The sequence below is a fragment of the Pseudomonas sp. LRF_L74 genome (genome assembly GCF_965644255.1).
Classification (GTDB): domain Bacteria; phylum Pseudomonadota; class Gammaproteobacteria; order Pseudomonadales; family Pseudomonadaceae; genus Aquipseudomonas.
The window spans coordinates 1-25,716 of record NZ_CBFFRH010000007.1 but is presented as its reverse complement, the minus strand read 5'-3'; the positions used below and the strand labels follow the sequence as shown (position 1 = coordinate 25,716).

The window sequence follows — 25,716 nt, the reverse complement described above, 5'->3', positions numbered from 1 at the left end:
GCCTAGTTCTTCGTATTCATCGCATTGCGGATGGTGAAGAACAGGTCGGTCTGGTCGGTCAGGCCGGTGACGTTGGCGGCTTGCGGGCCATAGGCGGCGATGCGCAACTGGGTGCCGGTGTGCTCCTGGGAGGAGCCTTCGCTGGTGGCGTAGTTGATGGTCATCGGTGCGCCGTCCTTGGTGGTCAGCAGTTGGGTCAGGCCGGGCGACGAGGCGTCGGCGCTGATGATCTGGCTGGTGTGGGCATGGTCGGCGGTGACGATGACCAGGGTGTTGCCATCAGCCTTGGCGAAGGCCAGGGCGCGCTGCACGGCTTCGTCGAGGTCGACGGTCTCGCCGATCTGGCCGCAGGGGTTGGCGGCATGGTCCTGCTTGTCGATGGACGCGCCTTCGACCTGCAGGAAGAAGCCCTTCTTGTTGCCCTTGAGCAGATCGATGGCCTTGCTGGTCATGTCGGCCAGGGTCGGGATGTCCTTGGTGCGGGCCTGGTTCGCTTCGCAGGTGACGGCGGCCTGGTTGAGGTTGCCGTGGTAGCTGGCCTTCGGACCGAGCCAGCGTACCGGCATGTTGCCTTGGGCGAACAGGCCGAGCAGCGGTTTGTTCTGGTCGGCGGCGGTGATGCGCTTGAGTGCATTGAGGTTTTCCACGACCACATAGCCGCGGGCCTCGGCCTGCTTGCGCAGGGTCTGGCCTGCCCATTTGCCGGCGGTGGCGGTCTCGGCGAAGGTCGCTGCGCCGCCGCCCAGGGTGACGTCGGCGCGGGTGTTGATCAGTTGCTCGGTGATCGAGCCGGCGCCGCCATTCTCCAGGGCATTGCTCGGGCAGGTGGTCGAGGTGACCTTCGGGCCGTAGCAACTGCGTGCGGTCACGTGGGAGAACTGCGCGGCGGGGGTGGCATCCTGCAGCTCGGCGGTGGAGACGTTGCCGGTGGCCTTGCCGTTCTGCTTGGCGATTTCCAGCAGGGTGCGATGCGGTTGTTCATGAATGTCCACGCCGAGCGCCCCGTTGTAGCTCTTCACGCCGGTGGACCAGGCGGTGGCGGAGGCAGCCGAGTCGGTCACGTAGTTCGGCAGGCCGGTTTCCTTGTCCAGGGCGTAGTGGGTGTACTGGCCGGTGAAGGGCAGGGCGTCGATGCCCTTGAAGAAGCCGCCGGCACCCAGGGCGTAGTTGCGCGCGATGGTGATTTCCGAGTCGCCCATGCCATCGCCGATCAGCAGGATGACGTTCTTCGCGGTCTTGTCGGTCAGTTGGGCTTTCAGTGCGTCGGTCAACTCTTGGCTCACACGACGGGCACCGCCGAACTCGCTGGCATCGCCACGGGCCTGGCGGTACATCAGGGCGCGGGCTTCGGCTTCGTCGTCAGCGAAGGCCGGAATCGAGGTGCCGAGCAGGGCGGCGGAAAGAAGCGAAAGCGTCAGCGGATAGCGAGTGCGCATGGAAGGAAGTCCCTGTTGGAGCTGATCGAAGTGGTTGTGCTTTCCGGGACTGCGCCAGTGCTTCCCTGGCCTCCGCATGTAGTAAGCAAAGCGAAGGTAAGGGCTGATCGTTACGAGGCGATGACAGGGGAAGGCAAGCCGCAAGCCTCCTGCCATGCCATACTCGCCCGTTCATTTCATCGCCCAAGGAGGGCTGCAATGCGTTCGATTCTCGTGGTTCTGCCGCTGCTGGCAGCGCTGGGCTGTTCGTCGTTCAAGGGCGATCCGGAGAATGTGAGAACGGTGGCGACGGATCGTGCGCTGGCTTATCAGCAGCCGCTCAAGGATGGCGGGCAGGTGATCGTCGAGCGCGATTTCGGCGGCATGGGCGCGGGTTGCTACATCGCGCTGAAGATCGACCGGCGTTTGGCCGCCCGCATTGGCCAGGGCGAGAAAATCAGTTTCCAGGTACCTAGCGGCACACGCGTGGTCGGTATCGCCATCGACGAGCAGGACGACACCTTGTGTGGCAAGGGTCGCCTGCGGCGTGAGCTGGCGGTGCCGGTGGCGGTCGGCGAGTCGTATCGGTTCCGTATCACCAGCGGCAACCAGGGCGGCTTCGATATCGTCGCCGAGTGACCCTCGATCCATCGACGGTTTCAAGGCCGAAGGCTGATTCGAGGCAATTGCGGACGTTCGTTATTCCTCCGTCATTCCCGCGAAGGCGGGAACCCAGAAGCGCCTTTTATTTGGGCTCCCGCCTTCGCGGGAGTGACGGTTAATAATCTTGAACGTCCGCTCCTGCCTAAAAACCACCAGACGTTGACTCCGACTCAATAGCGCGTCTGAGCATCAGCGCTTGCCAATGGCCCGTTGGTTGGACAGGTAGATATTGTCCCTGGGCAACTCCTCTGCGTTCTCCACGGCGGCCAGCCACTGCTCGGTGGAGGCAACGGCGGCGAAGCTGCTGTGCATGACCACGGTCATCACCCGATGGATTTCCTCGGCGCTGGCGCTGCCTGCGGCGTTGTCGTAGGGCAGAGAGCCGCTGGCGTCGTGCAGCAGTTCGACTTGCCAGCCCTCATGGCTTGCCTGTAACACGGTAGAAACATCGCAGTTGTGGGTCATGTAGCCGACCACGCTGAGGGTGTCGATCCGCCGCTCGCGCAACCAGGCGCCGAGTTCGTTGTTGGCCAGTGCGCTGGCCAGTGTCTTTTCCACATGCAGATCTCGCGGTCGCCTGGCGATTTCCGGGTGCAGCTCGACCATTTCGCCACCACGGGCGAACAGCGGCGAATCGGCTGGGGCGAAATGCTGGATCACGACCACGGGAATGCCCTTGGCCTGGGCTGCATCCATGGCCCGGGTGATGTTTGGCAGGGACTGGCTGACTGGCGGGTGCTCGATTCGCAGGTTGCCGGTGAAGTATTCGTTCTGGACATCGATGACGATCAGGGCGCGGCGTGGGGACTGGCTCATGGGGATTGCCTCCGGGGTTGTGATGAGGGCCATTTTCGGCGCATGAAACGATGAATCGTGAGTGGCCCGGATGACAGATGGCGATAGAATCGGGCCAAACACATTGAGTCTCCGCCATGCCCGCCCATCGCATCGCCGTGGTCGCCTTCGACCAGATCAGCCCGTTTCACCTTTCCGTGCCATGCCTGGTATTCGGCGATTTTTCTCCCGAGGAGGGCGCTTACGACCTGCAGGTGTGCGCGGCGGAGCCTGGTCCGTTGCGCACTACGGCCGGCTTCGGCATCACAGTCGATTGTGGTCTTGAGGTGTTGGAGAGTGCCGACACGGTGATCGTGCCGAGTTGGCGCGACACCCTGGAGCGTCCATCGCAAGCCCTGCTCGATGCCCTGGTGGCGGCCCATCGGCGTGGCGCACGGCTGGTGGGCCTGTGCCTGGGTGCCTATGTGCTGGCCGAAGCAGGGCTGCTCGATGGCCGTCGTGCCACTACGCACTGGGCTTGGGTCGACGATTTCAACCAGCGTTATCCGGCGGTGAAGGTGGATGCCGACGTGCTCTATCTGGACGACGGCAATCTGTTGACCTCGGCGGGAACCGCGGCCGGCCTCGATTGCTGTCTGCATTTGTTGCGCCAGCATTGGGGCGCCGAGGTGGCCAACCGGGTGGCCCGGCGCCTGGTGGTCGCGCCGCATCGCCAGGGCGGGCAGGCGCAGTTCATTGAGCAGCCAGTCGCGGCCAGTGCGCGGGATGATCGTCTCGCCGGACTACTCGATTGGGTCAGGGGGAATTTGCATCAGGCGCATGATCTGGACGGGCTGGCGAGCAAGGCACTGATGAGTCGCAGGACGTTCACCCGGCATTTCCGCCAGTTGACCGGCACCACCGTCGGTAATTGGTTGTTGGCCGAGCGCCTGGCGTTGAGCCAGCGCTTGCTGGAAACCACGTTGCAATCGGTGGTGGCGATAGCCGAGCAGGCTGGCTTTGGCTCGGTGGTGTCGCTGCGCCAGCATTTCACCAAGGCGTTTGGCGTTTCCCCCAGCGCTTATCGGCAGACATTCCAGGGCATGAACGCAACGGGATGCCGGCCGTGAACGCAGAGTGGGAACTTCCAGCCTGCCTCATCACTGCTGGCTGGACTTGCCGCCCCATTCGAGGAAACGCACCTTGTGCACTTCGCCCTGGCTGTCGCGGTAGACCAGGATGCTTGGCACCACGCCCTGCTGGCTGGAGTTGTCGGTGCGGCTGATGACCTTGTCGATATCCAGGTTCATGCCGTAGTGGTAATCCACGGTGGGTACGCCAGCGTCGGGCCTGCTGGCATCGGCGAAGGCGAACGGAGCGGCGCTGGTGATGATGGCGGATACGAACGAAGCGATCTTTTTCATGCTGGCGGTCTCTCGAATCTGGCTGTCGGAGTAGAGCGGCGAGGAGCACTGGCGCGGATGGCTCAAGCGTGGCTGACAGGTCGCTGGGGGCCGCTCTGTACGGGGCTAATGAAACCACCAGAGCGCGGATCGAAAAAATTGATGCGCTCGTTAGTGAGCATCAGCATGGTCGATGGAGGCGGGCCTGCAATCACAACGGCCGTGCCCCGGCCAGGCCCGCCAGGACACATCGCACGCAGTAAAACTGGCTCCGTCGTGGCCGTGACGAAACGGCGACAGCCGCTAGCGATATTTACCCAGGATCGCCTGGAACTCGCCATCGTTGCTCATCTGCACCAGGGCGCGAAGCAGGCGCATGGTCGGCACATCGGGTTCGTCGCGCACGATACAGGCGGCAAGGTCTTCGGTGATTTTCAGCATCGCTCGAAGCGATGCCTGCTGGTGATGCTGGCGACTGAACCAGTTCAGCGACAGTTCATTGCTCACCGCATAGCGATAACGTCCGGCAACCAGCTTGGCCAGCACCAGTTCCTGGGTACGGGCGTCGTCGCGTCGCAGCTCGCCGCTGTCGAACAACGGCTGCAAGGTCGGGTAGCTGTAGCCCAGCACGGTGCCGATGGTTTCGCCGTGCAGTTGCGCCAGGTCCTGCACCGCCGGGCTGTTGGGCATTCCCACCAGCAGGTCGCGCTGCACCATGAACGGTACGCTCCAGATGTACTGATAGTGGGATTCATGCAGCCAGGCCGGGTTGACGTTGCAACGTACGTCGATCTCGCCATCGACGAGCATCTGTTGCACGCGCTTGCGTGGCATCACCAGCAATTCGGCCTTGCGCCCGACCTTTTCCGCCATGCGCATTTGCAGGTCGTAGAGAATGCCGCCCTCGGCACGGTCTCCCCGTTGCTGAAGCAGGGGCATCACCGAGCTTTCGGCGATGGCGAAGCGCAGGGGGCGCTCTTCGGCGGCACAGCTGAGAGCCAGGCCAAGGAGCAGTGACAGGCAGGCGCGGTGCATGGTCAGCGCGTCAGTGGCAGGGCCAGGCCCATCATGGCGAAGAGGCCGCCGCAGGCGCGATTGAAGCCTTTGCCGCTGCGCTCCAGCCAGGGCCTGACATGCTGCGCGGTACGCGCCAGCAGGTATTCGACCATCCCTTCGACCAGGGTGAAGGTGGCGGCCATGACCACGAACTGCACCAGCAGGTCACCCCGGGCGTCGAGGAATTGCGGCAGGAAGGCGCCGAAGAACAGGATCACCTTGGGGTTGGACAAGGCCGACAGCAGGCCCTGGCGGAACAGGGCATGGGCCGCTCTTGGCTGGCCCATGCCCAGTGCGCCCAGACTCAGTGGCGGCGAACGCCAGAGCTGGATACCGAGCCAGACCAGATAAAGCCCCCCGGCGATCTTGAGTACCGTGAGGGCATGCTGCGAAGCCTTGAGCAAGGCGCCGATGCCGAACATGGACAGCGCCATCAGCAGGGCGAAACCGGTCATCCCGCCAAGAATGGTCCAGAGCGCGCGGCGATGGCCATAGCGCGCGCCATGGCTGAGCGCCAGCAAGCTGTTCGGACCGGGCGTCAATGACAGGCCGGCGACGGCGATCAGGTACAACAACCAGAGTTGCAGGGCCATCGAAGACTTTCCAGGCAAGTACAGGCATGACTGTAATCGCAGAGTGGCATTGGATGACAGCCGTTTCGTACAGGATCTTGGCGTGTTCGCCCGTCTGGTTGGCGGACGGACGGCCTCGGCCTATGGCACACTCTGTGCGCTCGAACGCTGGCGATGGGGCCGCGTTCGTATCCATTTTCGCGCTGACGGCCATCTGCCGCCAGGTCGCGTGACCTGAACAAGAGGAACCACCCCGTGCACAATGCCGTCATCAGTGGCACCGGTCTGTACACGCCGGCGAACAGTATCTCCAACGAAGAACTGGTGGCTTCGTTCAATACCTACGTGCAGCGTTTCAATGCCGAAAACGCCGAAGCCATCGCGCGCGGCGAAATCGAGGCACTGGGCGAGTCGAGCGTGGCCTTCATCGAGAAGGCTTCCGGGATCAAGAGCCGTTTCGTGATCGACAAGGATGGCATCCTCGACCCCGAGCGCATGGTGCCGCGCATCCCCGAGCGTTCCAACGAGCAGTGGGGCATCCTCTGCGAAATGGCCGTGGCTGCGGCCAGGCAGGCCCTGGAGCGCGCCGGCAAGAGCGTGGCCGATATCGACGGGGTGATCGTCGCCTGCTCCAACCTGCAGCGTGCCTACCCGGCGGTGGCCATCGAAGTCCAGGCGGCGCTTGGCATCACGGGCTGGGGCTATGACATGAACGTCGCCTGCTCCTCGGCCACCTTCGGCATCCAGGCCGCCGCCAGTGCGATACAGACCGGCCAGGCCCGCGCGGTGCTGATGGTCAACCCGGAGATCTGTACCGGCCACCTGAATTTTCGCGACCGCGACAGCCACTTCATCTTCGGCGATGGCGCCACGGCGGTGATCGTCGAACGTGCCGACCTGGCCACCTCGTCCCACCAGTGGGACATTCTCTCCAGCAAGCTGGTGACGCAGTTCTCCAACAACATCCGCAACAACTTCGGCTTCCTCAACCGCGCGGCGGAAGAGGGCATCGGGGCGCTGGACAAACTGTTCGTCCAGGAAGGCCGCAAGGTGTTCAAGGAGGTTTGCCCGATGGTCGCTGAGCTGATCGCCGCGCACCTGCAGGAAAACCAGTTGAACGTTGGCGACGTGAAGCGCTTCTGGCTGCACCAGGCCAACCTCAACATGAATCTGCTGATCGTGCGCAAGCTGCTCGGCCGCGATGCCGAGGCGCACGAGGCGCCGGTGATCCTCGACACCTACGCCAACACCAGTTCGGCCGGTTCGGTGATCGCCTTCCACAAGAACCAGGACGACCTCGCCACCGGCTCCCTCGGCGTGCTCAGCTCGTTCGGCGCCGGTTATTCGATTGGCAGCGTGATCCTGCGTAAACGCTGAGAAAGCTTTCTGGCCATTGATTTAGCTTTCAGCTCTTCTTTCACGAACGATCAAGCAACACTAAACGCCCCGTCAGAAGGCTGAGTGGAATCAGCGCGTAGAGGGTCGAGCGGAATGGATGCCGCGAGAGCAGCGTTGGGCCATGGATGGCCCGTCGCTGAGCGCCCTCGGAGCGTTGATGGAGCGAAGGAACCCCGGCGCAGACGGGGCCGTATGCTGGGGGCAGAGACCTTTTGGTTACTTTTGGGGCAATTGCCAAAAGTGACTCGCCCAGCAGGGCGAAACCCAAAATTCTATCTGACTTCGATAATTGGCCTGATCAAAGACGTCTGAATACAGGACTCTTCAGCCCTCTCTGCGCCCCAGCAGAAAGCACACCAACGCCACCAGCGGCAGGGCACTGCCCAACAGCACTATCGCCGTCCAGCCGCCCTGTTCGTAGAGCGGGCTGGCCAGCGCCGAGCCGCTGGCGCCGCCGATGAAGATGCTGGTCATGTACAGCGCATTCAGGCGTCCGCGGCTGTGCGGGTCGAGGCTGTAGATCGCCCGTTGGCCGAGGACCATGCTCATCTGCACGGCCAGGTCCAGCACCACGCCGGTGAAGGCCAGGGCGCCGAGGGCGAACCGAGGGACCGCCAGCACCGGTAGAAAACTGACCACGCCCAATGCCAGGGCCACCAGCGATGCCTTGTGGGTATGCCCGGCATCGGCCAGGCGACCGGCCAGCGGCGCGGCCAGGGCGCCCATGGCGCCGATCAGGGCGAACAGGGCGATCTGCGTCTGCGACAGCCCATGCACGCGGCCCAGTTCCAGTGGCACGGCGGTCCAGAACAGGCTGAAGGCGCCGAACATCAGCGCCTGGTACAGTGCGCGCTGGCGCAGCACCGGCAGGCGGGCGAACAGGTGCCAGAGCGAGGCCAGCAACTGGCCGTAGCTGGCGCGGTGGGCCGGGCGGTAGGCTGGCACCCGGGTCGCCAGCACGACGATGATCAGCAGCATCACCACGGCGGCGATGATGAACATGCTGCGCCAACCGAAGTGATCGGCCACCAGGCTGGCCAGCGGGCGTGCGAGCAGGATGCCCAGCAGCAGGCCGCTCATGATGTTGCCGACCACGCGGCCGCGTGATTGCTCCGGTGCCAGGTGCGCGGCCAGCGGGATGAGGATCTGCACCGAGACCGAGCTGATGCCGATCAGCAACGACAGCAGCAGGAAGGCATTGGGCTGCTCGGCCAGGCCGGCTCCGATCAGGCTGGCGCTGGCGACCAAGGCCGTGGCGATCATCAATCGGCGGTTCTCCAGCAGGTCGGCCAGCGGCACCAGGAAGAACAGACCCAGCGCATAGCCGACCTGGGTCAGCGAGACGATCAGGCTGGCGCCGTGGCTGGACAGGCCTACGTCCGGAGCGATCAGATCGATGATCGGCTGGGCGTAGTAGAGGTTGGCGACGATGGCGCCGCAGCAGAAGGCGAACAGCAGCACCAGGGCGCGGGTCATTTGTGGATGCGATGAAGACATGCGGAGCTTCCAGGCAGAATCAGGACGCAGAGGCTAAAGCCTGCGGCGCTTCGGTTACACACCGGCGTTTCGATAATCGCCATCGACGGGCCTAATCGGTCGTGTGTGGCGGCGACCAGGGGCGGGCCATGTACGCACAAGAAGCTGGGCGATGCCTGCGATATCCACGCCTGGCGGCGGGGGCCCCTGGTGCTCGCAGAGCATCGAGCCATTTGTTGTCCACGATGCCGGAGCGATCGCTCAGCGTTTCTCCAGCACCCCGCTACCGGCATCGGCCGGCAGGCGCAGGATGTCGATCAGGGCAAGCACGGCAATCACCGCCACGCCGATGAAGGCCAGCTGGAAGTCGGCGGTGGTGGCGCTGCCCTGGTTGCCGTGGAGGGTCTGTGCCAGGCGCAGGAGCAAGGCGCCCGCGGCGATGCCCAGGCTCATGCTGAGCTGGAAGAACATGCTGAACAGCGTAGAGGCCGAACTCATGTGCTGTTTCGGCACATCGGCGAAACCGATGGAGTTGTAGCAGGTGAACTGCATCGAGCGCGACAGGCCGCCGATGAACAGGATCAGGGCCACCCAGGGCCAGGCCATCCCGGCGTCGAGAATCGCGCAGGCGAGGATCGCCAGCACGGTGATGATGCCGTTGACCAGCAGCACCCGGCGAAAGCCCCAGCGGCGCATCACTGCCGTGGTGAAGGGTTTCATCAGCAGGTTACCGGCGAATACCCAGAGCACCAGCAGGCCGGCGGTGACCGGCGACAGGCCGAAGCCGAGCTGGAACAACAGCGGCAACAGGAAGGGCAGGGCGCTGATCGCCGCGCGAAACAGCGAACCGCCGACCAGGCTGACGCGGAAGGTCTGTAGGCTCACGGCATCCAGTGGCAGCAACGGGCTCGCATGGCGCCTGCTGTGGCGGATCGCCAGGAACGCGAGGACCACGCCCACTGCGCCCAGGCCGAAGCCAGCGGCCAGGGTCGCGCTGCCGCCACCGATCCACTCCATGCCGAGAATGATCGCCGCGCAGGCGCCGGCCACCAGCAGGAAACCCAGGCCATCGAAGCTGCGCACCGCTTCGCCGAGGCGTTGCACGGGAATCAGTTTCAGGGCGAAGGCGAGGGCGATCAGGCCCAGCGGTACGTTGAGGTAGAAGATCCAGGGCCAGGACGTATGGGTGACGATGAAACCACCCACCGGTGGACCGAGCACCGGTGCCACCAGGCCGGGCCAGGTGATCACCGCGATCATTTTCACCAGGTCCTTCTTCTCGGTCAGGCGCAGGACCGCCAGGCGCCCGACCGGCACCATCAGCGCACCGCCGATGCCTTGCAGGACCCGGGAGGCGACGAAGGTTTCCAGGTCGGGACTGATCGCGCACAGCACCGAGGCCAGGGTGAACAGGCCAATGGCGTTGGCGAATACCAGGCGTGCGCCGAAGCGATCGGCCAGCCAGCCACTGAGCGGAATGAAAATGGCCACGGCCAGCAGGTAGGCGCTGATGCCGATGTTCAGGTCGACCGGGGCTACGCCGAAGCTTTCCGCCATCTGCGGCAGGGCGGTGGCGATCACCGTGGCGTCGAGGTTTTCCATGAAGAAGGTGACGGCCACCAGCAGCGATACGAGCGTGGCGTGCCGGGTGGCGGGGACGGTTTCAGACGACATCGGGGCCTCCTGCGATCAGGGGGCGTCAGCTTAACCGAAAGGTCAGGTCAAGCCACAAGCCACAGGTTAAAAGCCGCTCGGGGCGTTTTAGGCGCTTGCTTGAGGCTTGCAGGATGCACTCGGCGACTACCGGGCTATGGCCAAGGCCACACCCTGACCACCGCCGATGCACAGGGTCGCCAGGCCCTTGCGGGCATCGCGCCGGATCATTTCGTGCAGCAGGCTGACCAGGACCCGACAGCCCGACGCGCCGATGGGATGGCCAAGGGCGATGGCGCCGCCGTTGACGTTGACCTTGCTCGCCTCCCAACCCAGTTCCTGGCCGACCGCCAAGGCCTGGGCGGCAAAGGCTTCGTTGGCTTCGACCAGGTCCAGTTCGGCCAGTTGCCAGCCGGCTTTTTCCAGGCAGCGCCTGGTCGCCGATACCGGGCCGATGCCCATGATCGCCGGGTCGACGCCAGCGTTGGCGTAGGCGGCGATACGCGCCAGCACCGGCAGACCGAGGGATTCGGCCTTGGCTGCGCTCATCAGCAGCACGGCGGCGGCACCGTCGTTGAGGCTGGAGGCGTTGCCCGCGGTGACGCTGCCGTCCTTCTTGAACGCCGGCTTGAGCTTGGCCAGGGACTCGGCGGTGGTGCCGGCGCGAGGCTGCTCGTCAGTGGCGAAGGCAATGGGCTCGCCTTTCCTCTGCGGGATCAGGATCGGCGTGATCTCGTCGACGAAGCGCCCGGCCTCGATGGCGGCTACGGCCTTCTGTTGCGAAGCGGCGGCGAAGGCGTCCTGGGCCTCACGGCTGATGCCGTACTTGTCCACCAGGTTCTCGGCGGTGATGCCCATGTGGTAATCGTTGAAGGCGTCCCACAGGCCGTCGCTGATCATGCTGTCGATCAGCTTGGCGTGGCCCATGCGCAGGCCGGTGCGTGCAGCGGGCATGACATAGGGCGCCAGGCTCATGTTCTCCATGCCGCCGGCGATGATCACCTCGGCATCGCCACAGCGGATCGCCTGGGCGCCGAGGTGCAAGGCCTTGAGGCCCGAGCCGCAGACCTTGTTCAGGGTCAGGGCCGGCACGGCGTGGGGCAGGCCGGCGAGGATCGCCGCCTGGCGCGCCGGGTTCTGGCCGCTGCCGGCGGTGAGTACCTGGCCGAGGATCACTTCATCGACCTGTGCGCCCTCGAGGCCGGTCTGCTCCAGCAGGCGCTTGATCACGGCGGCGCCCAGTTCCGGCGCGGGAATGGCCGCTAGGGCGCCCTGGAAGCTGCCGATGGCGGTGCGGGTGGCGGCAACGATGACGACGTCTTGCATGGTGATTCTCCGTGTCGAAATTCAGTGTGGGGTTGGCTGTTTTGAGGCAGGAGCGGACGTTCAAGATTATTAACCGCCACTCCCGCGAAGGCGGGAGCCCAAATAAAAAAGCGCTTCTGGGTTCCCGCCTTCGCGGGAATGACGGCTAAATACACCGAGTAATAACGGTCATCGCACGAACATCCGCTTCTGCCTCTATCCAGCCATTCATCAGCCCCGAGTCTAGCCAACCCAATTTCAGAAACTCATCTCTACCACATCGTCCGGCACGATCAGCTTGCCGGCGGTCTTGGCGACGATTTCCTCGATGCTGACCCCCGGCGCGCGTTCGCGCAGGATGAAGGCGCCGTCGTCGATCTCCAGGTAGGCCAGGTCGGTGAGGACCTTGCGGATGCAGCCACAGCCGGTCAACGGCAGGCTGCAATGGCTGAGCAGCTTGGACTCGCCGTCCTTGGAGGCGTGGGTCATGGTGACGATGATGTTGTCGGCGCCGGCCACCAGGTCCATGGCGCCGCCCATGCCCTTGACCAGCTTGCCGGGGATCATCCAGGAGGCGATGTTGCCGTTTTCGTCGACCTCGAAGGCGCCGAGCACGGTCAGGTCGACGTGGCCGCCACGAATCATGGCGAAGGACTCGGCCGAGTCGAAGATCGAGGCGCCCTGGCGCGCGGTCACGGTCTGCTTGCCGGCGTTGATCATGTCGGCGTCGACCTCGGCCTCGGTGGGAAAGGCGCCCATGCCGAGCAAGCCGTTTTCCGATTGCAGCATCACGTCGATGCCCTCGGGCACATAGTTGGCGACCAGGGTCGGAATGCCGATGCCGAGGTTCACGTAGTAGCCGTCCTGCAGTTCACGCGCCACGCGCTGGGCCATCTGTTCGCGGGAAAGAGCCATGGGAATTTCCTTTTTGTAATGGGTTAATTAAGGGCGAATCACGTGGCTGTCATGAGGCAGGAGCGGACGCTTGTCCGATGATCGGTGTACATAGCCGTCATTCCCGCGCAGGCGGGAACCCAAATAAAAAAGCGCTTCTGGGTTCCCGCCTGCGCGGGAATGACGGTGAACGTAAGCGTCCGCTCCTGCCTCATTTCTGCCCTAACGCAACGTGCGTTTCTCGATGCGCTTCTCGAAGCGGCCCTGGATGATCCGGTCCACGTAGATGCCTGGCGTGTGGATATGCGCGGGGTCGAGTTCGCCCGGCTCGACGATTTCTTCCACCTCGACCACGGTGATACGCCCGGCGGTGGCGACCACCGGGTTGAAGTTCTGCGCGGTGTGGCGATAGACGACGTTGCCGAAATGGTCGGCCTTCCAGCCTTTGACGATGGCGAAGTCGCCGGTGATCGAGGGTTCGAGGATGTAGTGACGGCCATTGATCTGCCGTGCCTCCTTGCCTTCGGCTACGGGCGTGCCGTAGCCGGTGGCGGTGAAGAAGGCCGGTATGCCGGCGCCGCCGGCGCGCAACTTCTCGGCCAGGGTGCCTTGCGGAGTCAGCTCGACTTCCAGTTCACCGCTGAGCAGTTGCTGCTCGAACAGCGCGTTCTCACCGACGTAGGACGCGATCATCTTGCGGATCTGCCGATCTTCGAGCAGCACGCCCAGGCCAAAGCCATCCACGCCGCAATTGTTCGAAACCACGGTCAGGCCGCTGACACCACGACGACGAATCTCGCCGATCAGGTTCTCCGGGATGCCACACAGGCCGAAGCCGCCAGCCAGGACGGTCATGCCGTCTTCGAGACCTTCCAGGGCCGCTTGGTAACTGTCTACGCGTTTGTCGAGTCCACTCATGGCGCTGCGCCTCTTGTTTGAATGGGCATAGCTTCAGCTTTGACGACTCATTTGTTAATTTTGTTTTTACTGTTAATTGATTTGAAAGGCTGATTAATGACCGTAAAGCAACTGCGCGCCTTCCTGGCCGTGGCCCACAGCCTGAGCTTTGCCCAGGCCTGCGAGCGCCTGCACCTTTCGCAGCCGGCCCTGAGCCTGGCGATCAAGACCCTGGAAGACAACCTCGGCGGGCCGCTGCTGGTGCGCACCACGCGTAGCGTCGCGCTCACCCCGGAGGGCGAAACGCTGTTGCCGGTGGCGCGTCGGTTGTTGGCGGACTGGGATAATGCCGAGGAGCTGATGCGTCAGCATTTCACCCTGCAACTGGGCAAGGTGGCCATCGCCGCGATGCCGTCGTTCGCCGCCAACCTGCTGCCGGTGGCACTCAAGGCGTTTCGCGATCGCTACCCGCGGATCAACGTGGCGGTGCATGACGTGATCAACGAACAGGTGCTGGAGATGCTGCGCAACCGCCGGGTCGAACTGGGCATCGCCTTCGAGCCGGAAACCCTCGATGGCCTGGATTTCATGCCGTTCTACAACGACCGCTTCGTCGCCGTGCTGCCGGTGGACTCCAGGTTGGTGGCGCATGAGGAAATCCGCTGGGGGCAACTGCTGAGCGAGCCGTTCATCACCTTGCAGCGGCCTTCGGCGGTGCGTCTGCTCCTGGAGGATAAGGTCGCCGAACTGCACGGTCGGCTCCCGGTTGCCCTGGAAAGCCACCAACTGGTCACCGTTGGCCGCATGGTTGCCCAGGGCCTGGGCGTCAGCGCGGTGCCCAGCCTGTGCGAGCGCCAGATGATCGAACTGGGCGCGCGCTGCGTGGCGCTGAGCGAGCCGATCATCGAGCGTCGTGTCGGTTTGCTGTGCCTGGCCGGGCACCAGCTCTCGAGCGCTGCCCAGGCGTTGGCGGACACGGTGCTGGCGCTCAGTCGGGGAGGGTAGGCGTGTCGTCCGCCGGCGGCTCGTCGCTCCGGCCGGCGACGCGCATGGGAATGGTCACGGGGCGCTCATGCAAGGCCTTGCAAGCGCTTGCCGAGCAACAGCAGGCGGGCGATGTCACGCGCCCGCTCACGCAGCAGCCGAGGTGTGCTGGCGCAGGCTTCGTCCAGCGTCATCGGGCCGGAAGCGAGGGCAAAGGCGCTCTGGATGCCGTGGCGATACAACTGCTCGTAGCCGTCGCCCAAGGTGCCGGCGAGGACGATCACGGGCACCTGGCGGGCGGCTGCCACACGGGCCACGCCCAGGGGCGTCTTGCCCCGCAGGGTCTGGGCATCGAAGCGACCCTCGCCGGTGATCACCAGGTCGGCTCCCGCGATACGGGCGTCGAGATGGGTGATCTGCGCCACCACGTCCACACCCGGGCGAAAGCGGGCGCCGAGAAAGACCTTGGCGGCAAAGCCGATACCGCCCGCCGCACCGGCGCCGGGCTCGTCGCGAAGATCCTTGCCGAGCAGGCGTGCGGTGCAGTCGGCGAAATGCCCCAGCGCCGCATCGAGTTGCCGCACGTGTTCCGCGCTCGCCCCCTTTTGCGGGCCGAATACATGAGAGGCGCCGTTGGGGCCACACAGCGGATTGTCGACGTCCGCTGCCAGCTCCACTTCCAGCCCGGCCAGGCGTGGATCGAGCGTGCCGGTGTCGAGCGTTGCCAACTGCGCCAGGGCCAGGCCGCCGGGAGGCAGGTCATGCCCCTGGCGATCCAGAAGGCGTGCGCCGAGGGCCTGCAGCATGCCGGCGCCGCCGTCGTTGGTCGCGCTGCCGCCAATCGTCAGGATCAGCTTGCGCGCCCCGGCATCCAGCGCCTGCCGGATCAGCTCGCCAGTGCCGCGCGTCGAGCTGACGCAGGCGTTGCGCTGCGCCTGGGCGACCAGTTGCAAGCCGCTGGCCTCGGCCATCTCGATGATCGCGGTGCGCGAGTCCGGCAGCCAGCCCCAGCGTGCATCGACCGGCTGGCCCAGCGGGCCGCTGACCCGGGATTTGCGGTCTTCCCCTTGCACGGCCGCGAGGATCGCGTCGATCGTTCCTTCTCCACCATCGGCCATCGGCAACTCGACGAGTTCGGCATCCTTCAACACCTCGCGCAAACCATCGGCGATGGCACTGGCCACGTCGGCGGCACTGAGGCTGTCCTTGAATGAGTCGGGGGCGATGATGATTTTCATTGTTGGGCGCTCCAGGCCAGGCAATTGCGCATGCTGGCATGCTTCGAGGGTCGCTCGCTTTGTCCGGGTGTACAGGCAGGCAAGGTTCGAATTGTGCAGGTTCACAAACCGGCGGCGTCATTCGGTTCCAGCAACTGCAATCCCAGGTACAGCTCGACCAGATGGTCCAGACGCGACAGGTTCTTGCCGCTGATCTCGGTGATTCGTTCCAGGCGATAGCGCAGGCTGTTGCGATGAATCCCCAAGGCTGCGGAACAGGCCTGGGGCTGGCCGTCGTGTTTGCACCAACTGCGCAAGGTGCGAATCAACTGGCCATTACTGTCGCGAGCGACTATGTCGCGTAACGGCGAGAGCAGTTCCCTAACCCCCTCGTCTTCGCGATGGGCCCAGAGCAGGGCAGGTAGCCGATGGCGGTTGATCGGCAACAACGTGCAATCGGGCCTGACGCTCTGGCCATAAGCGAGCAGTTCGGCGACCCGCTGGCAGCCACGGCGCAGAGCACGGATATCGCTGGCGGGAAGCCCGACGGCCAGGCGTTGGATTGGCCATCCCTGGCTGGCCAGGCGCTCGACCAGGCGCTCGGGCTCTGCCAGCGCGTCACTGGGGCAGCACCATTGCACCAGCCCGATGCTGGGCATGCTGCACCAACTGTCCGGGTAGCGTGCGCGCAACCAGTCGATCAGTGCCGTCGAGCTGCCGGAGTCCACGGGTTCGATCAGGCACGGGGTGCGTGTCAGGCCAGGCTTGAGGCCGAGTTGACGGGCTTCGTCGACCAGCCTCTGGGGCACCTCCCGCTCACCGAGCAACGCGCCCAGCAGATCGTCACAGCGTTGCTTGCGCCAATGCTGCTCGGCTTGCATGTGGCTCTGGTCGACCAGCATCTCGGCGGTCATCCGCACCAGTTCGGCATAGGTACGCAAGACCTGCGGATCACCGGAAATGCCTAGCACGCCGATCAGTCGGTCGTCATGAATCAGCGGCACGTTGATCCCCGGTTGCACGCCCTTGAGTTGCCTGGCGGCCTGTTCGTCGATCTCCACGACCCGGCGATTGGCCAGCACCAGTTGCGCGCCCTCGTGACGGGTATTGATCCGTTGCGCCTCGCCGCTGCCAAGAATCAGGCCCTGGCAATCCATCACGTTGACGTTGTAGGGAAGGATCGCCATCGCACGGTCGACGATGTTTTGCGCGAGAGGGTGGGTCAGTTCGAACATGGCGGGCTACCAGATTGGCCGAGGCAGCCGAACCATACAACAAATGCGGCGCGCAATTGTGGCTTTGCCCAAAGCAGGTCTTGGGGGATAGCCCTGGAGACGCTTCGAGAGGAGGATGATTGTGCGATCGAACAGAGTTTGCTCGCCATCCTCGTGCGGGCCGACAAAGACAATTCGGCTGTGCTCCTCCAAGCTCGGAGGCAGCCCCCGCGGGCATAAGAACAACAAATTCCGAGGACGAGACTGACATGCACAGCTCATCGAATCGTGATGCTGCCGTTACCGACGACACGGTCTATCGCCGCATCACCCTGCACCTGATTCCCTTCATCTTCATCTGCTACCTGTTCAATTACCTCGACCGTGTGAACGTCGGCTTCGCCAAGCTGCAGATGCTCGACGCGTTGAAGTTCAGCGAAACCGTCTATGGCCTTGGCGCCGGCATTTTCTTCATTGGCTACGTACTGTGCGGCGTGCCCAGCAACCTGGCGCTGACGCGCTTCGGGCCACGGCGCTGGATCGGCGTGATGATGATCGCCTGGGGCACCTTGTCGACCTGCCTGCTGTTCGTCACCACGCCCACTCAGTTCTACGTGCTGCGCTTATTGACCGGTGCCGCCGAAGCCGGCTTCTTCCCCGGTATCGTGCTGTATCTCTCGCAGTGGTATCCCGGCCATCGCCGTGGACGGATCATGGCGCTGTTCATGTCGGCGATCCCGGTTTCCGGCTTGCTTGGCGGGCCGTTCTCCGGCTGGATTCTCAACCACTTCGCCCATGGCCAGGGCGGCCTCGACGGCTGGCAGTGGATGTTCCTCATCCAGGGCCTGCCGACCGTGGTACTCGGCCTGCTGGCGTTCCTCCTGCTCTGCGACAAGGTCACCGATGCGCGCTGGCTGAGCGATGCCGAGCGGGCGCATGTACAGGCGCAGATCGACGCCGACCTGCGTAGCCGGCCCGTCACCGCCAATGCCTCGGTGTTGTCCGTGCTGACCATGCCGATCATCTGGGTACTGGGCTTCGTCTATTTCTGTATCCAGAGCGGCGTCTACGCGATCAACTTCTGGCTGCCGTCGATCATCAAGGGACTTGGCTTCAGCGACAATCTGGTGATTGGCTGGATCAGCGCCATTCCCTACCTGCTGGCGGGGGTATTCATGCTGCTGGTCGGCCGCTCGGCCGACCACCGCAACGAGCGTCGCTGGCACCTGGTGGTGCCAATGCTGATGGGCGCGGGAGGCCTGATCATCGCCGCCAACTTCGCCGCCGTGCCGGCCATCGCCATCCTCGGCCTGACCATCGCAACCATGGGCGCGCTGACCGGCCTGCCGATGTTCTGGCCGATGCCCACCGCGTTGCTTAGTGCCAGCGTGGCTGCTGGCGGTCTGGCGTTGATCAACTCGGTCGGACAGATGGCCGGCTTCCTCAGCCCTTATATCGTCGGCTGGATCAAGGACCAGACCGGCTCCACCGATGTGGCCCTGTATTCCCTGGCAGGCCTGACCGTGGTGGGCAGTATCGTCGCCCTGAATGTCAGCCGCCGCTCGCTGCCGCAGGCGAAAGCCACGTGAGTCCATGCGCTTGGCCAGATGAGGCGCCGTATGTTGCGCTTCACCTGGCGGCGTGATTCTGGTACAAAGTCAGCCGCTCGAAGCGGGCGTCGTATAATGGCATTACCTGAGCTTCCCAAGCTCATGACGAGGGTTCGATTCCCTTCGCCCGCTCCAGAATCCGCATGATTAGGCCCTGTTTTTACAGGGCTTTTTCATTTTAGCTGATGGCTGGTGTCGAAACCGGCCTGCTGACCTCAGTGCCCAAGGAATTCATCTGCATGGATTGGCTCATATCTACAGCTGAAAAGCTGACCACTGGCATAAGCAATTTCAACATCACTGTTGTTGCATGTTTAATATTGGCCCTTAAGCTAATTACTGCGGCTAAAAAGATATTTGATTTTCACGATGAGTACTTTGTTAAGAGACGAATTGATAGGCTTGAGTCTCTAAAGTCAAAAGTTGAAGTGGGAAAGACTTTACATGTCTACCTAGAAGAATCGATAGCTTCTGAATGTTTTAGAATTACCTCAGGAATATCAACCAGCACTAAATATATGGAATACCTGATTAAGCTTTCAGCAGTTGGGAAGTGGAGTCGCTTTCAGCTTAAAGCTATATCTGAACACCTTAGATTCAAGCCGTTGACTACAGAACCAGAAATAGTTATCCCTAAAATGGATTTTGTTGGCGCAGCTTTAGGCGCTATTTGCTTATTCTTTTTTCCTTTTGCAGGAATCTATTACTTCATATTCTTTCTTCTTGCCAACATACAAAATGGCCCATTTTATGGATTGATAAGCTTTATAGCTTGCCTTGGAGGAGGCTTAATCCTGTCTGGCGATTTTATTAAGTATTTGGTAGCAACGCGTGCAAAAGCGTATTTGCAAGCTAACCCTATTGTGTAACAAGTGAGATTGATGCCATTGGTCCAAGCCTAATTGCATCATGTAAATGTTCAGGCGCTAGGTGTGCATAACGCATTGTCATGTTGAGAGAGGCATGACCAAGAATCTCTTTCAGCGTGACGATATGCCCACCACCCATAATGAAGTGAGCGGCAAAGGTATGGCGGAGAATGTGGCTTGCTTGGCCTTTGGGAGGCTTGATTGAAGTTTCGTGCAGAGCCTTGCGAAACACGCCAATGCTATTCGTGAATGGGCCATGGTCTGACCAATGCTGGCGTAATGATTCGATCAACGCTTGAGTCACCGGAACCGCACGCACTCGTTTTGACTTGGTATTTGCAAACGTCACCACCCCCGCCCCAATCCTTGTAGGCGTTAACGCCTGAGCCTCCCCCCAACGCGCCCCGGTTGATAAGCAGATCAGCGCAATCATGTAGATGTGTGGGGCTGTAGTACGCTTGCGCAGTGCATCGAGCAACTCTGTAATCTGGGGTTTTGTCAGGTAGGAAAGTGGCTTTTCCTGTAAGCGGATTGGTTTGATGCGACTGAAAGGGCAAGGAAAGTCGATCACATCGAGCTTGTGTAACTCGTTATAAACGGACTTGAGGTAGCCCAGGCGATTGTTAGCAGTCTTGCCGGTAACCCCTTTTGCGATCCAGCGAGCACGCGCAGATGCGATCAAGGCACCGTCAACAGCACGGGCTTTTGGATCACCCATGAACTGCGCAGAGGCTTTCAGAATAGCGAAACGACGGAGGCCGTCAGTTAGCTGAATACCGTGCAGGTCATACCAGAGCTGCACAAGCTCAGACAGTCGGCGGTTATCTTTCGGACGAGGTGACCAAGATGGGTTTTCAGCCGTTTTTGATCGGCAATTTGAACCGCCCCGGGTATCGCGGAGGCTATTGTGTTTGAGTCAGGCAGCAATGGGGATTGCTGCCTGACTCTGTTCGTATAGTGCCTCAAACTCAGCGGGTGGAATATTTCCAATCGGCTCCAATAAGCGCTGCTGGTTGAACCACGCACCCATTTCAGCGTCTCCCACTCCAGCGTTTCCACACTTTTCCATGGACCCTGCTTGTGGATCAACTCTGCCTTGTAAAGCCCGTTGATGGTTTCCGCCAAGGCGTTGTCGTAGCTGTCGCCGGTACTGCCAACCGACGGCTCGATACCGGCTTCACCCAACCGTTCGCTGTAGCGAATCGACAGGTACTGCGATCCCCTGTCGCTGTGATGGATCAGCCGGTGGGGCTCTGGCCGACGGGCGTGAAGTGCCTGTTCCAGCGCATCCAGGACAAACTCCGTGCGCATGTGCCGGCTGACACGCCAACCGACGATGAACCGCGAGTAGACATCCACGATGAACGCGACATAGGCAAATCCCTGCCAGGTTGAAACGAACGTGAAATCGGCGACCCAGAGCTGATTGGGGTGTTCAGCAGTGAATTGACGTTTCACCCGATCTCTTGGATTGGGATTTTCGGGGTCCGCTTGCGTCGTTTTCACCGTGTTTCCACGTGTCGCACCGCATATCCCCATCCCACGCATCAGGCGCTCCACTGTACAGCGCGCCACAGCCTGGTGTTCGCGATGCATCTGGCGCCAGACCTTCCTGGCCCCATAGACCTCGTAGTTTTCTTGCCAGACACAGCGAATCTGCACGGCAAGCGCCTCGTCGCGGATCGCTCGAACTGAAGGTCGTGAACGATCACGCAAACGTGCGGCATAGCGTCGGTAAGCCGATGGAGACACGTGCAGCACGCGGCACAGAGGCTCGACCCCAAAGGATTTGCGGTGCTCGTCGATAAGCGACCAGATCACTTCAAACGGCGGTCGAGCTCCGCCTGGGCGAAAAAAGCGCTGGCGATCTTGAGGATCTCGTTGGCCCTCTTGAGCTCACGAATCTCGCGCTCCATCGCTTTAATCCGGGGATCCTCCGGTGCATTGGCCTTGGCAGGAGAAGACGCCTTGCGAATCCAGTTGCTCAAAGTCTGGGCGGTACAACCAATTTTGCTGGACACGGCCTCGATGGCTGCCCATTGGGAGTCGTGCGACTCGCGGACTTCGTAGACCATCCGCACGGCACGCTCACGAATTTCAGGGGAGAATTTAGGTGGCTTTGGCATAGTGGCTCCAGTTTTTCAAAAGGTGGAGCCTCCGCGATACCCGGGGCGGTTCACCCCCCATCCAGCCACGAGGGGCGAGACTTTAGCGGCTCAGGCTCAGCAACCTGCACAGGGGGCTTTACCTCAACAGCTGCAGCCTCACGACGACTCCATGCGACCAGAGCATCCATAACCGGGCCAGAATTCTCAGCGCAGGGAAACGGGTCGGTTTGATGACAACTGGCATTCACCAAAAGATCGCGCAGGAGTTTGAACTGGTCGTAATCAATAACGCCCAAGGTCTCAGCAGCAGAAATCTTGCCCAGTGCATAAACGAAAGAGTCGAAACGAGAGCCCCCGAACTTGCGAAATTCCGTGAGGGTATACAGCAGATCGGAAAGGAAGGTTTTCAGTTGATCGTTCATGCCGTCAGCCCTCAGAGGGGTGTAGGGAGGCGCAGGTAGCGATTGGGGCTCATAACTCATGCATCCCACTCCTTTTCAAGGAGCTGATGAGTTAGCAACGCGACATTGACCATCACGCGCTTGCCGACCTTAAGGCTTGGGATATAGCCGCGCTCTAGCCAGGTACGAACGACAATTGGCTCATCGCTCATGCCGATCCAGTCGGCAAATTTCTGCCATGGCATCAAGGGCGGGGCTCCGTGCAGCTTTTGCGAGTCAAGACCTTCCGTATCCATAAGCTTTAATCCACTATAATCAGCATTAATCCGATAGGTCCGGGGCAATATTTTCTCTCGGGGAAAATATATCCCTTGCCGTGTCTTAAGGGCAATAGATGCCCCCGAACAAAGTGAAATTGTTTTCTATATGACAAGCTCAGCCGATAGAGCACGTTTATTGATTAAGAAGCTGGGGCCGAAGAAAGCCAGCGAAATGGGGAATGGCGATCATGATCGCTGGAAAAGCGTGAGCAAAGGCGCGGTGAGGGTAAGTACTGATGAGATAGATGTGTTGGTGAAGATCTATCCGCAGTATGCCCTATGGCTATCAAGCGGCGAGATCGCCCCAGAGATAGGGCAAACAAGCCCTGACTACGACGAAGCCAACCGAAACTTGAACCGACCCAACGCGGGATAGCGATCACCCAGAAAGTAGCTAGGCGCTGGATTGCCCGTAGGAATGGATAACACTTGTAAGGATGCGTAATGAAGTTACCAGTCACCGCCGTAGCTATAACTATAGCTATCACTATCTGCATGACCGCAATGGCAGCGCAGAAGCAAGAACTGGCTACTGCACCAGCGAAAAACGTGAAGAGTTACGAATCTCAAAAACGGTTCAATCTGATAATCGAGAATTATCTAGTCAGTCGTGTTCATGAACGAGCGCAGTGAAATTATTGAACATTGCGAATATCGGAAGACAGTAAAATATTACTTCAAAAAATGTAATGTAAGCAGTGACCGTTTCTGCCTACAAAAAATAACTAAAACCCGCTGTGGTGATTGGTTTTAAACTATTAATCACTCTCGGGCAACGTACTGGGCGACAGATGAATATCAATAGCATAAAGATTGAAAATTTTAAAAAATTTACTGAGTTAGAGATGGATCTAAGAGCACCAATAACCTTGGTGTACGGAGAAAATAGCTCCGGCAAGACATCGATGCTCAGAGCTATACTTGGACTGGCGCAAACCTTTTCCCAAAATAATAAATTCCAAAGCTGGAATGCTCAAGGTGAGTTTGTAGACTTAGGTCTATACAAGGACTATATAAAAGACCACAACACCAAAAATAAATTTAGCATTTCCATAAGAAGCTCAGAATACAAAACTTATCACATGTCGAACAAAAAAGGAGCCCCTCCTAAACACGAGACTGAGCATAAGTTTATATACGAGTTCGACACGCTAACGAGTCAGGCAAAATTAAATTCTTTTGTAGAGTCCACTCGCTCAATAGACGGGCAAAGTATATCCAGTCTTATAAGTAATCCAGTTTTCCCACTGTTAAACCCTGAAGCTTTAAGTGTCACATCGATTAAAATCGCGAAGCCTAAGACACGAAGTTACTATCAGTTCACAGCAGATCCGAATGCAGTCGCATGGTGGTTTGGTAATGGAATTCCGAACGAGATGAAGAAGTTTGTTGAGGATTTGAGCATTCCAACAAAGGTAACATTTGATCATCGTTTTTCAGTAGAAACTGACTTGGAAAGGACTCATGGTTACAACAGCAAAAGAATGAAGAACGATCTTTTTCAAAGAGCTATACGACAAACCGAGTCAATATTAGCAAAGGTCCACTATTTAGGCCCGCTAAGAATGAGTCCCTACAGAAGTTATAAGCTTTCTGCGCATACTTCTTATGTGGGCACTAATGGGGAAACTACTCCGCTTGCTCTTTCATATCTATACAAAAAATCTCTTGAAGATCGTACCAAAACAAAAATACACAAAGCAAGATATGAAAACTTTACAAAATGGTTTGCACTTATATTTCCAGATTACAATATCAGTGTTGAACAAAATGACGACGTTGTACGACTTAAAACAACAACAAGCGGAAGAATAGACTCTATTTCAGACGTCGGGTTTGGGTTCTCGCAAGTTCTGCCTATTCTAGTGCAAGCAGCAGCAATGGAAGCTGGTGAAACACTTATAATTGAACAGCCTGAGCTTCACCTACACCCTAAAGCCCAAGTTGCATTTGGTAAGTTCTTGACGGACGCTACTAAGCACGGTCTACGCTTTATTATAGAAACTCATAGCGAGCATATATTAAAAGGTCTACAGCTACAGATATCAAATGGCATGACGGACAAGAAAAATGCCATCAAACCTCAAGAAATAAAAATCTATTACTTTCATAAGACGAAAGTGACAAACATGGAGCTGAACAAATGGGGAGAGATAGAGGGTGGATGGCCAGCAGGCTTCTTTGATGAGAGCTATCACATTTCTAAAACAATACTAAAAAACAAAATAGCCGAAATCAACTCGAGCAATGCTATAGAGCCGTAAGGGGGGGGCATGAGACTAACAATAGATGCCGACGCTATTGCTGATGTTTTCAGCGGAGGCAATGAAACTCTAGCTGATATACTGAGGCCCTCTATCCTGGGCGTAACAGATCTCATCATCGATGATTACAGCGATAAGATCTTGTCAGATGGAAGTGGACTCGGAAAAGATTGGCTAGCCCGACTGTTTTCAACACAAGATAGACTTAGAATTGTAACTAACAAAGAAATGGCGGATTATGGGCTAGATGGTTCTAATTGCCTAAATGAGTCATATATAGGTGCTGCATACATGAACGGGCATCTCTTAATTAAAGAAGACCTCACAAGCCCAAAGCTTACTAACAAAGCAAGGGATTACGGAGTCACTTTGGTTGATACGTCATGGAGTTGCAGTATTGCTAGCATGCCTGGTAACTCAGTAATCCAAACGTTGCTACTAAATTCAGCAACCAGTTATAAGCATTCAGTAATAAGAAACTATTTTGTGGCTGAGCGCCAAGTTGTGATATATGACAAATTCATTAAGGATTCCTCGGTTTGCTTTTTTGAAAACGTCATTAGATTTGCATGCGACAATGTCAAGGTCACTATCATTAGTAATTTCGACAAGAGCGGTGCATCAACAATAAGTGCTAAATCAGTCAAAGAGCGGCTTCTAAAAGTAAAACCGAGAGCTGAAATCGCTTGTTTCTACTCTGATAGCAAAGGGCAAGACGACAAGCATGACAGGCACATTCATTTAGGCGCACGTCTACAGATATCATTTTCCAGTGGTACAGACTGTTTTGGGCTGCATCCAGAATGGAAAAATAGCGAGTGTGAGATATCAGTTCATTATATCAGTGCTGGATCACCTGCAAGATATTACGCAATCAAAACTGAGGGCGCGCCCAGAAAGTCTATGCACATATGTGTCAATTCAAAGATATAATTATGTTTTCACTACAACACATTTATCAACCTCTAAATCATCCAGGGTAGAGCAGTGGTAATAGTGTATGATTCCTTATGCCGGTGAGCGGTGGGGTGTTGCAGAGAATTACAGGAATTACAGGCATGTATACCGATGTGTTAAAGCTGTCACAGCTACAGCAAGGCATAGCCGGTTAATCCAATAATTTACAGACGGTTGCGACTGATTTGCTTAGGGATGGTCTGAAATAGCCCGGCATTTCCCGCCAAGTTCAGCCTTCGCCGATTTTGAAAGCAGGCAGTCGATCA

24 protein-coding genes, 1 tRNA gene, 1 pseudogene and 1 other annotated feature are annotated in these 25,716 nt (G+C 59.5%); of the genes and pseudogenes, 10 read left to right on the top strand and 16 right to left on the bottom strand.

The window, feature by feature from the left end:
• Positions 1–2: 2 nt before the first annotated feature.
• Entirely contained in the window at positions 3–1,436 is a 1,434-nt protein-coding gene (phoA, locus tag ACSZPK_RS18105) for an alkaline phosphatase (RefSeq protein WP_437882914.1), read from the bottom strand.
• 198 nt (positions 1,437–1,634) lie between these two features.
• On the opposite strand from phoA, the gene ACSZPK_RS18100 reads away from it, so the two are divergent.
• Positions 1,635–2,054: a 3-isopropylmalate dehydratase gene (locus ACSZPK_RS18100; RefSeq protein WP_437882913.1), complete on the top strand. Its 420-nt coding sequence runs from the start codon at positions 1,635–1,637 to the stop codon at positions 2,052–2,054.
• Between the two features lie 213 nt (positions 2,055–2,267).
• On the opposite strand, the gene ACSZPK_RS18095 is transcribed toward ACSZPK_RS18100, so the two are convergent.
• Positions 2,268–2,894 carry a cysteine hydrolase family protein gene (locus ACSZPK_RS18095; protein WP_437882912.1) on the bottom strand — a complete coding sequence of 209 codons (627 nt, stop codon included), beginning with the start codon at positions 2,892–2,894 and terminating at the stop codon, positions 2,268–2,270.
• Positions 2,895–3,010: 116 nt separating this feature from the next.
• On the opposite strand from ACSZPK_RS18095, the gene ACSZPK_RS18090 reads away from it, so the two are divergent.
• Positions 3,011–3,982, top strand: a complete 972-nt coding sequence (locus tag ACSZPK_RS18090) for a helix-turn-helix domain-containing protein (RefSeq protein WP_437882911.1) — start codon at positions 3,011–3,013, stop codon at positions 3,980–3,982.
• Positions 3,983–4,012: 30 nt separating this feature from the next.
• Here the strand turns inward: ACSZPK_RS18090 and ACSZPK_RS18085 are convergent, their stop codons facing one another.
• The 3 genes from ACSZPK_RS18085 to ACSZPK_RS18075 form a co-directional block, all read right to left on the bottom strand.
• On the bottom strand, positions 4,013–4,276 hold the full coding sequence (locus ACSZPK_RS18085; protein ID WP_437882910.1) for a DUF2790 domain-containing protein: 264 nt from the start codon (positions 4,274–4,276) through the stop codon (positions 4,013–4,015).
• A 282-nt stretch (positions 4,277–4,558) separates the two neighbouring features.
• Positions 4,559–5,290, bottom strand: a complete 732-nt coding sequence (locus tag ACSZPK_RS18080; protein ID WP_437882909.1) for a substrate-binding periplasmic protein — start codon at positions 5,288–5,290, stop codon at positions 4,559–4,561.
• 2 nt (positions 5,291–5,292) lie between these two features.
• Positions 5,293–5,904: a LysE family translocator gene (locus ACSZPK_RS18075; RefSeq protein WP_437882908.1), complete on the bottom strand. Its 612-nt coding sequence runs from the start codon at positions 5,902–5,904 to the stop codon at positions 5,293–5,295.
• A 234-nt stretch (positions 5,905–6,138) separates the two neighbouring features.
• On the opposite strand from ACSZPK_RS18075, the gene ACSZPK_RS18070 reads away from it, so the two are divergent.
• Complete coding sequence (locus ACSZPK_RS18070; protein ID WP_437882907.1) at positions 6,139–7,260, top strand: beta-ketoacyl-ACP synthase III; 1,122 nt, start codon at positions 6,139–6,141, stop codon at positions 7,258–7,260.
• A gap of 345 nt (positions 7,261–7,605) precedes the next feature.
• Here the strand turns inward: ACSZPK_RS18070 and ACSZPK_RS18065 are convergent, their stop codons facing one another.
• The 5 genes from ACSZPK_RS18065 to ACSZPK_RS18045 all read right to left on the bottom strand — a co-directional run bounded on the left by ACSZPK_RS18065 (position 7,606) and on the right by ACSZPK_RS18045 (position 13,527).
• Positions 7,606–8,778: an MFS transporter gene (locus tag ACSZPK_RS18065; RefSeq protein WP_437882906.1), complete on the bottom strand. Its 1,173-nt coding sequence runs from the start codon at positions 8,776–8,778 to the stop codon at positions 7,606–7,608.
• A gap of 240 nt (positions 8,779–9,018) precedes the next feature.
• Positions 9,019–10,431 carry an MFS transporter gene (locus ACSZPK_RS18060; protein ID WP_437882905.1) on the bottom strand — a complete coding sequence of 471 codons (1,413 nt, stop codon included), beginning with the start codon at positions 10,429–10,431 and terminating at the stop codon, positions 9,019–9,021.
• Positions 10,432–10,557: 126 nt separating this feature from the next.
• A complete protein-coding gene (locus tag ACSZPK_RS18055) occupies positions 10,558–11,736 on the bottom strand; it encodes an acetyl-CoA C-acetyltransferase (RefSeq protein ID WP_437882904.1) in 1,179 nt (392 codons plus the stop codon).
• A gap of 237 nt (positions 11,737–11,973) precedes the next feature.
• On the bottom strand, positions 11,974–12,630 hold the full coding sequence (locus ACSZPK_RS18050) for a CoA transferase subunit B (protein ID WP_437882903.1): 657 nt from the start codon (positions 12,628–12,630) through the stop codon (positions 11,974–11,976).
• A 201-nt stretch (positions 12,631–12,831) separates the two neighbouring features.
• Positions 12,832–13,527: a CoA transferase subunit A gene (locus ACSZPK_RS18045; RefSeq protein WP_437882902.1), complete on the bottom strand. Its 696-nt coding sequence runs from the start codon at positions 13,525–13,527 to the stop codon at positions 12,832–12,834.
• A 96-nt stretch (positions 13,528–13,623) separates the two neighbouring features.
• On the opposite strand from ACSZPK_RS18045, the gene ACSZPK_RS18040 reads away from it, so the two are divergent.
• Positions 13,624–14,511, top strand: a complete 888-nt coding sequence (locus tag ACSZPK_RS18040; RefSeq protein ID WP_437882901.1) for a LysR family transcriptional regulator — start codon at positions 13,624–13,626, stop codon at positions 14,509–14,511.
• A gap of 65 nt (positions 14,512–14,576) precedes the next feature.
• Here ACSZPK_RS18040 and ACSZPK_RS18035 read toward each other — a convergent pair whose 3' ends face one another.
• Entirely contained in the window at positions 14,577–15,728 is a 1,152-nt protein-coding gene (locus ACSZPK_RS18035) for a glycerate kinase (RefSeq protein ID WP_437882900.1), read from the bottom strand.
• A gap of 101 nt (positions 15,729–15,829) precedes the next feature.
• The gene (locus ACSZPK_RS18030) at positions 15,830–16,942 is read right to left on the bottom strand and encodes a sugar diacid recognition domain-containing protein (protein WP_437882899.1); all 1,113 of its coding nucleotides are present in this window, start codon (positions 16,940–16,942) and stop codon (positions 15,830–15,832) included.
• Positions 16,943–17,190: 248 nt separating this feature from the next.
• On the opposite strand from ACSZPK_RS18030, the gene ACSZPK_RS18025 reads away from it, so the two are divergent.
• The 3 genes from ACSZPK_RS18025 (at position 17,191) to ACSZPK_RS18015 (ending at position 19,400) form a co-directional block, all read left to right on the top strand.
• Positions 17,191–18,510, top strand: coding sequence for an MFS transporter (locus ACSZPK_RS18025; RefSeq protein WP_437882897.1), 1,320 nt, complete (start codon positions 17,191–17,193; stop codon positions 18,508–18,510).
• 82 nt (positions 18,511–18,592) lie between these two features.
• Positions 18,593–18,666, top strand: a tRNA-Gly gene (locus tag ACSZPK_RS18020).
• A gap of 104 nt (positions 18,667–18,770) precedes the next feature.
• Positions 18,771–19,400, top strand: coding sequence for a hypothetical protein (locus ACSZPK_RS18015; RefSeq protein ID WP_437882895.1), 630 nt, complete (start codon positions 18,771–18,773; stop codon positions 19,398–19,400).
• On the opposite strand, the gene ACSZPK_RS18010 is transcribed toward ACSZPK_RS18015, so the two are convergent.
• The 4 genes and pseudogenes from ACSZPK_RS18010 to ACSZPK_RS17995 form a co-directional block, all read right to left on the bottom strand.
• Positions 19,390–20,202 carry a phage integrase gene (locus tag ACSZPK_RS18010; RefSeq protein WP_437882893.1) on the bottom strand — a complete coding sequence of 271 codons (813 nt, stop codon included), beginning with the start codon at positions 20,200–20,202 and terminating at the stop codon, positions 19,390–19,392. The genes ACSZPK_RS18015 and ACSZPK_RS18010 overlap by 11 nt on opposite strands.
• Positions 20,203–20,316: 114 nt before the next feature.
• Positions 20,317–21,526 (bottom strand): annotated as a pseudogene (locus tag ACSZPK_RS18005) (IS3 family transposase).
• Positions 21,144–21,260, bottom strand: a sequence feature (AL1L pseudoknot). Its footprint overlaps the pseudogene before it by 117 nt.
• A gap of 50 nt (positions 21,527–21,576) precedes the next feature.
• Positions 21,577–21,930, bottom strand: a complete 354-nt coding sequence (locus tag ACSZPK_RS18000) for a hypothetical protein (RefSeq protein WP_437882891.1) — start codon at positions 21,928–21,930, stop codon at positions 21,577–21,579.
• Between the two features lie 56 nt (positions 21,931–21,986).
• Complete coding sequence (locus tag ACSZPK_RS17995; protein WP_437882889.1) at positions 21,987–22,205, bottom strand: DNA-binding protein; 219 nt, start codon at positions 22,203–22,205, stop codon at positions 21,987–21,989.
• Positions 22,206–22,365: 160 nt separating this feature from the next.
• Between ACSZPK_RS17995 and ACSZPK_RS17990 the strand changes: the two genes are divergently transcribed.
• The 3 genes from ACSZPK_RS17990 (at position 22,366) to ACSZPK_RS17980 (ending at position 25,426) form a co-directional block, all read left to right on the top strand.
• Complete coding sequence (locus ACSZPK_RS17990) at positions 22,366–22,605, top strand: DNA-binding protein (RefSeq protein WP_437882887.1); 240 nt, start codon at positions 22,366–22,368, stop codon at positions 22,603–22,605.
• 415 nt (positions 22,606–23,020) lie between these two features.
• A complete protein-coding gene (locus ACSZPK_RS17985) occupies positions 23,021–24,493 on the top strand; it encodes a DUF3696 domain-containing protein (RefSeq protein WP_437882885.1) in 1,473 nt (490 codons plus the stop codon).
• Between the two features lie 9 nt (positions 24,494–24,502).
• Positions 24,503–25,426 carry a hypothetical protein gene (locus ACSZPK_RS17980; RefSeq protein WP_437882883.1) on the top strand — a complete coding sequence of 308 codons (924 nt, stop codon included), beginning with the start codon at positions 24,503–24,505 and terminating at the stop codon, positions 25,424–25,426.
• The last annotated feature ends 290 nt before the right edge of the window (positions 25,427–25,716 follow it).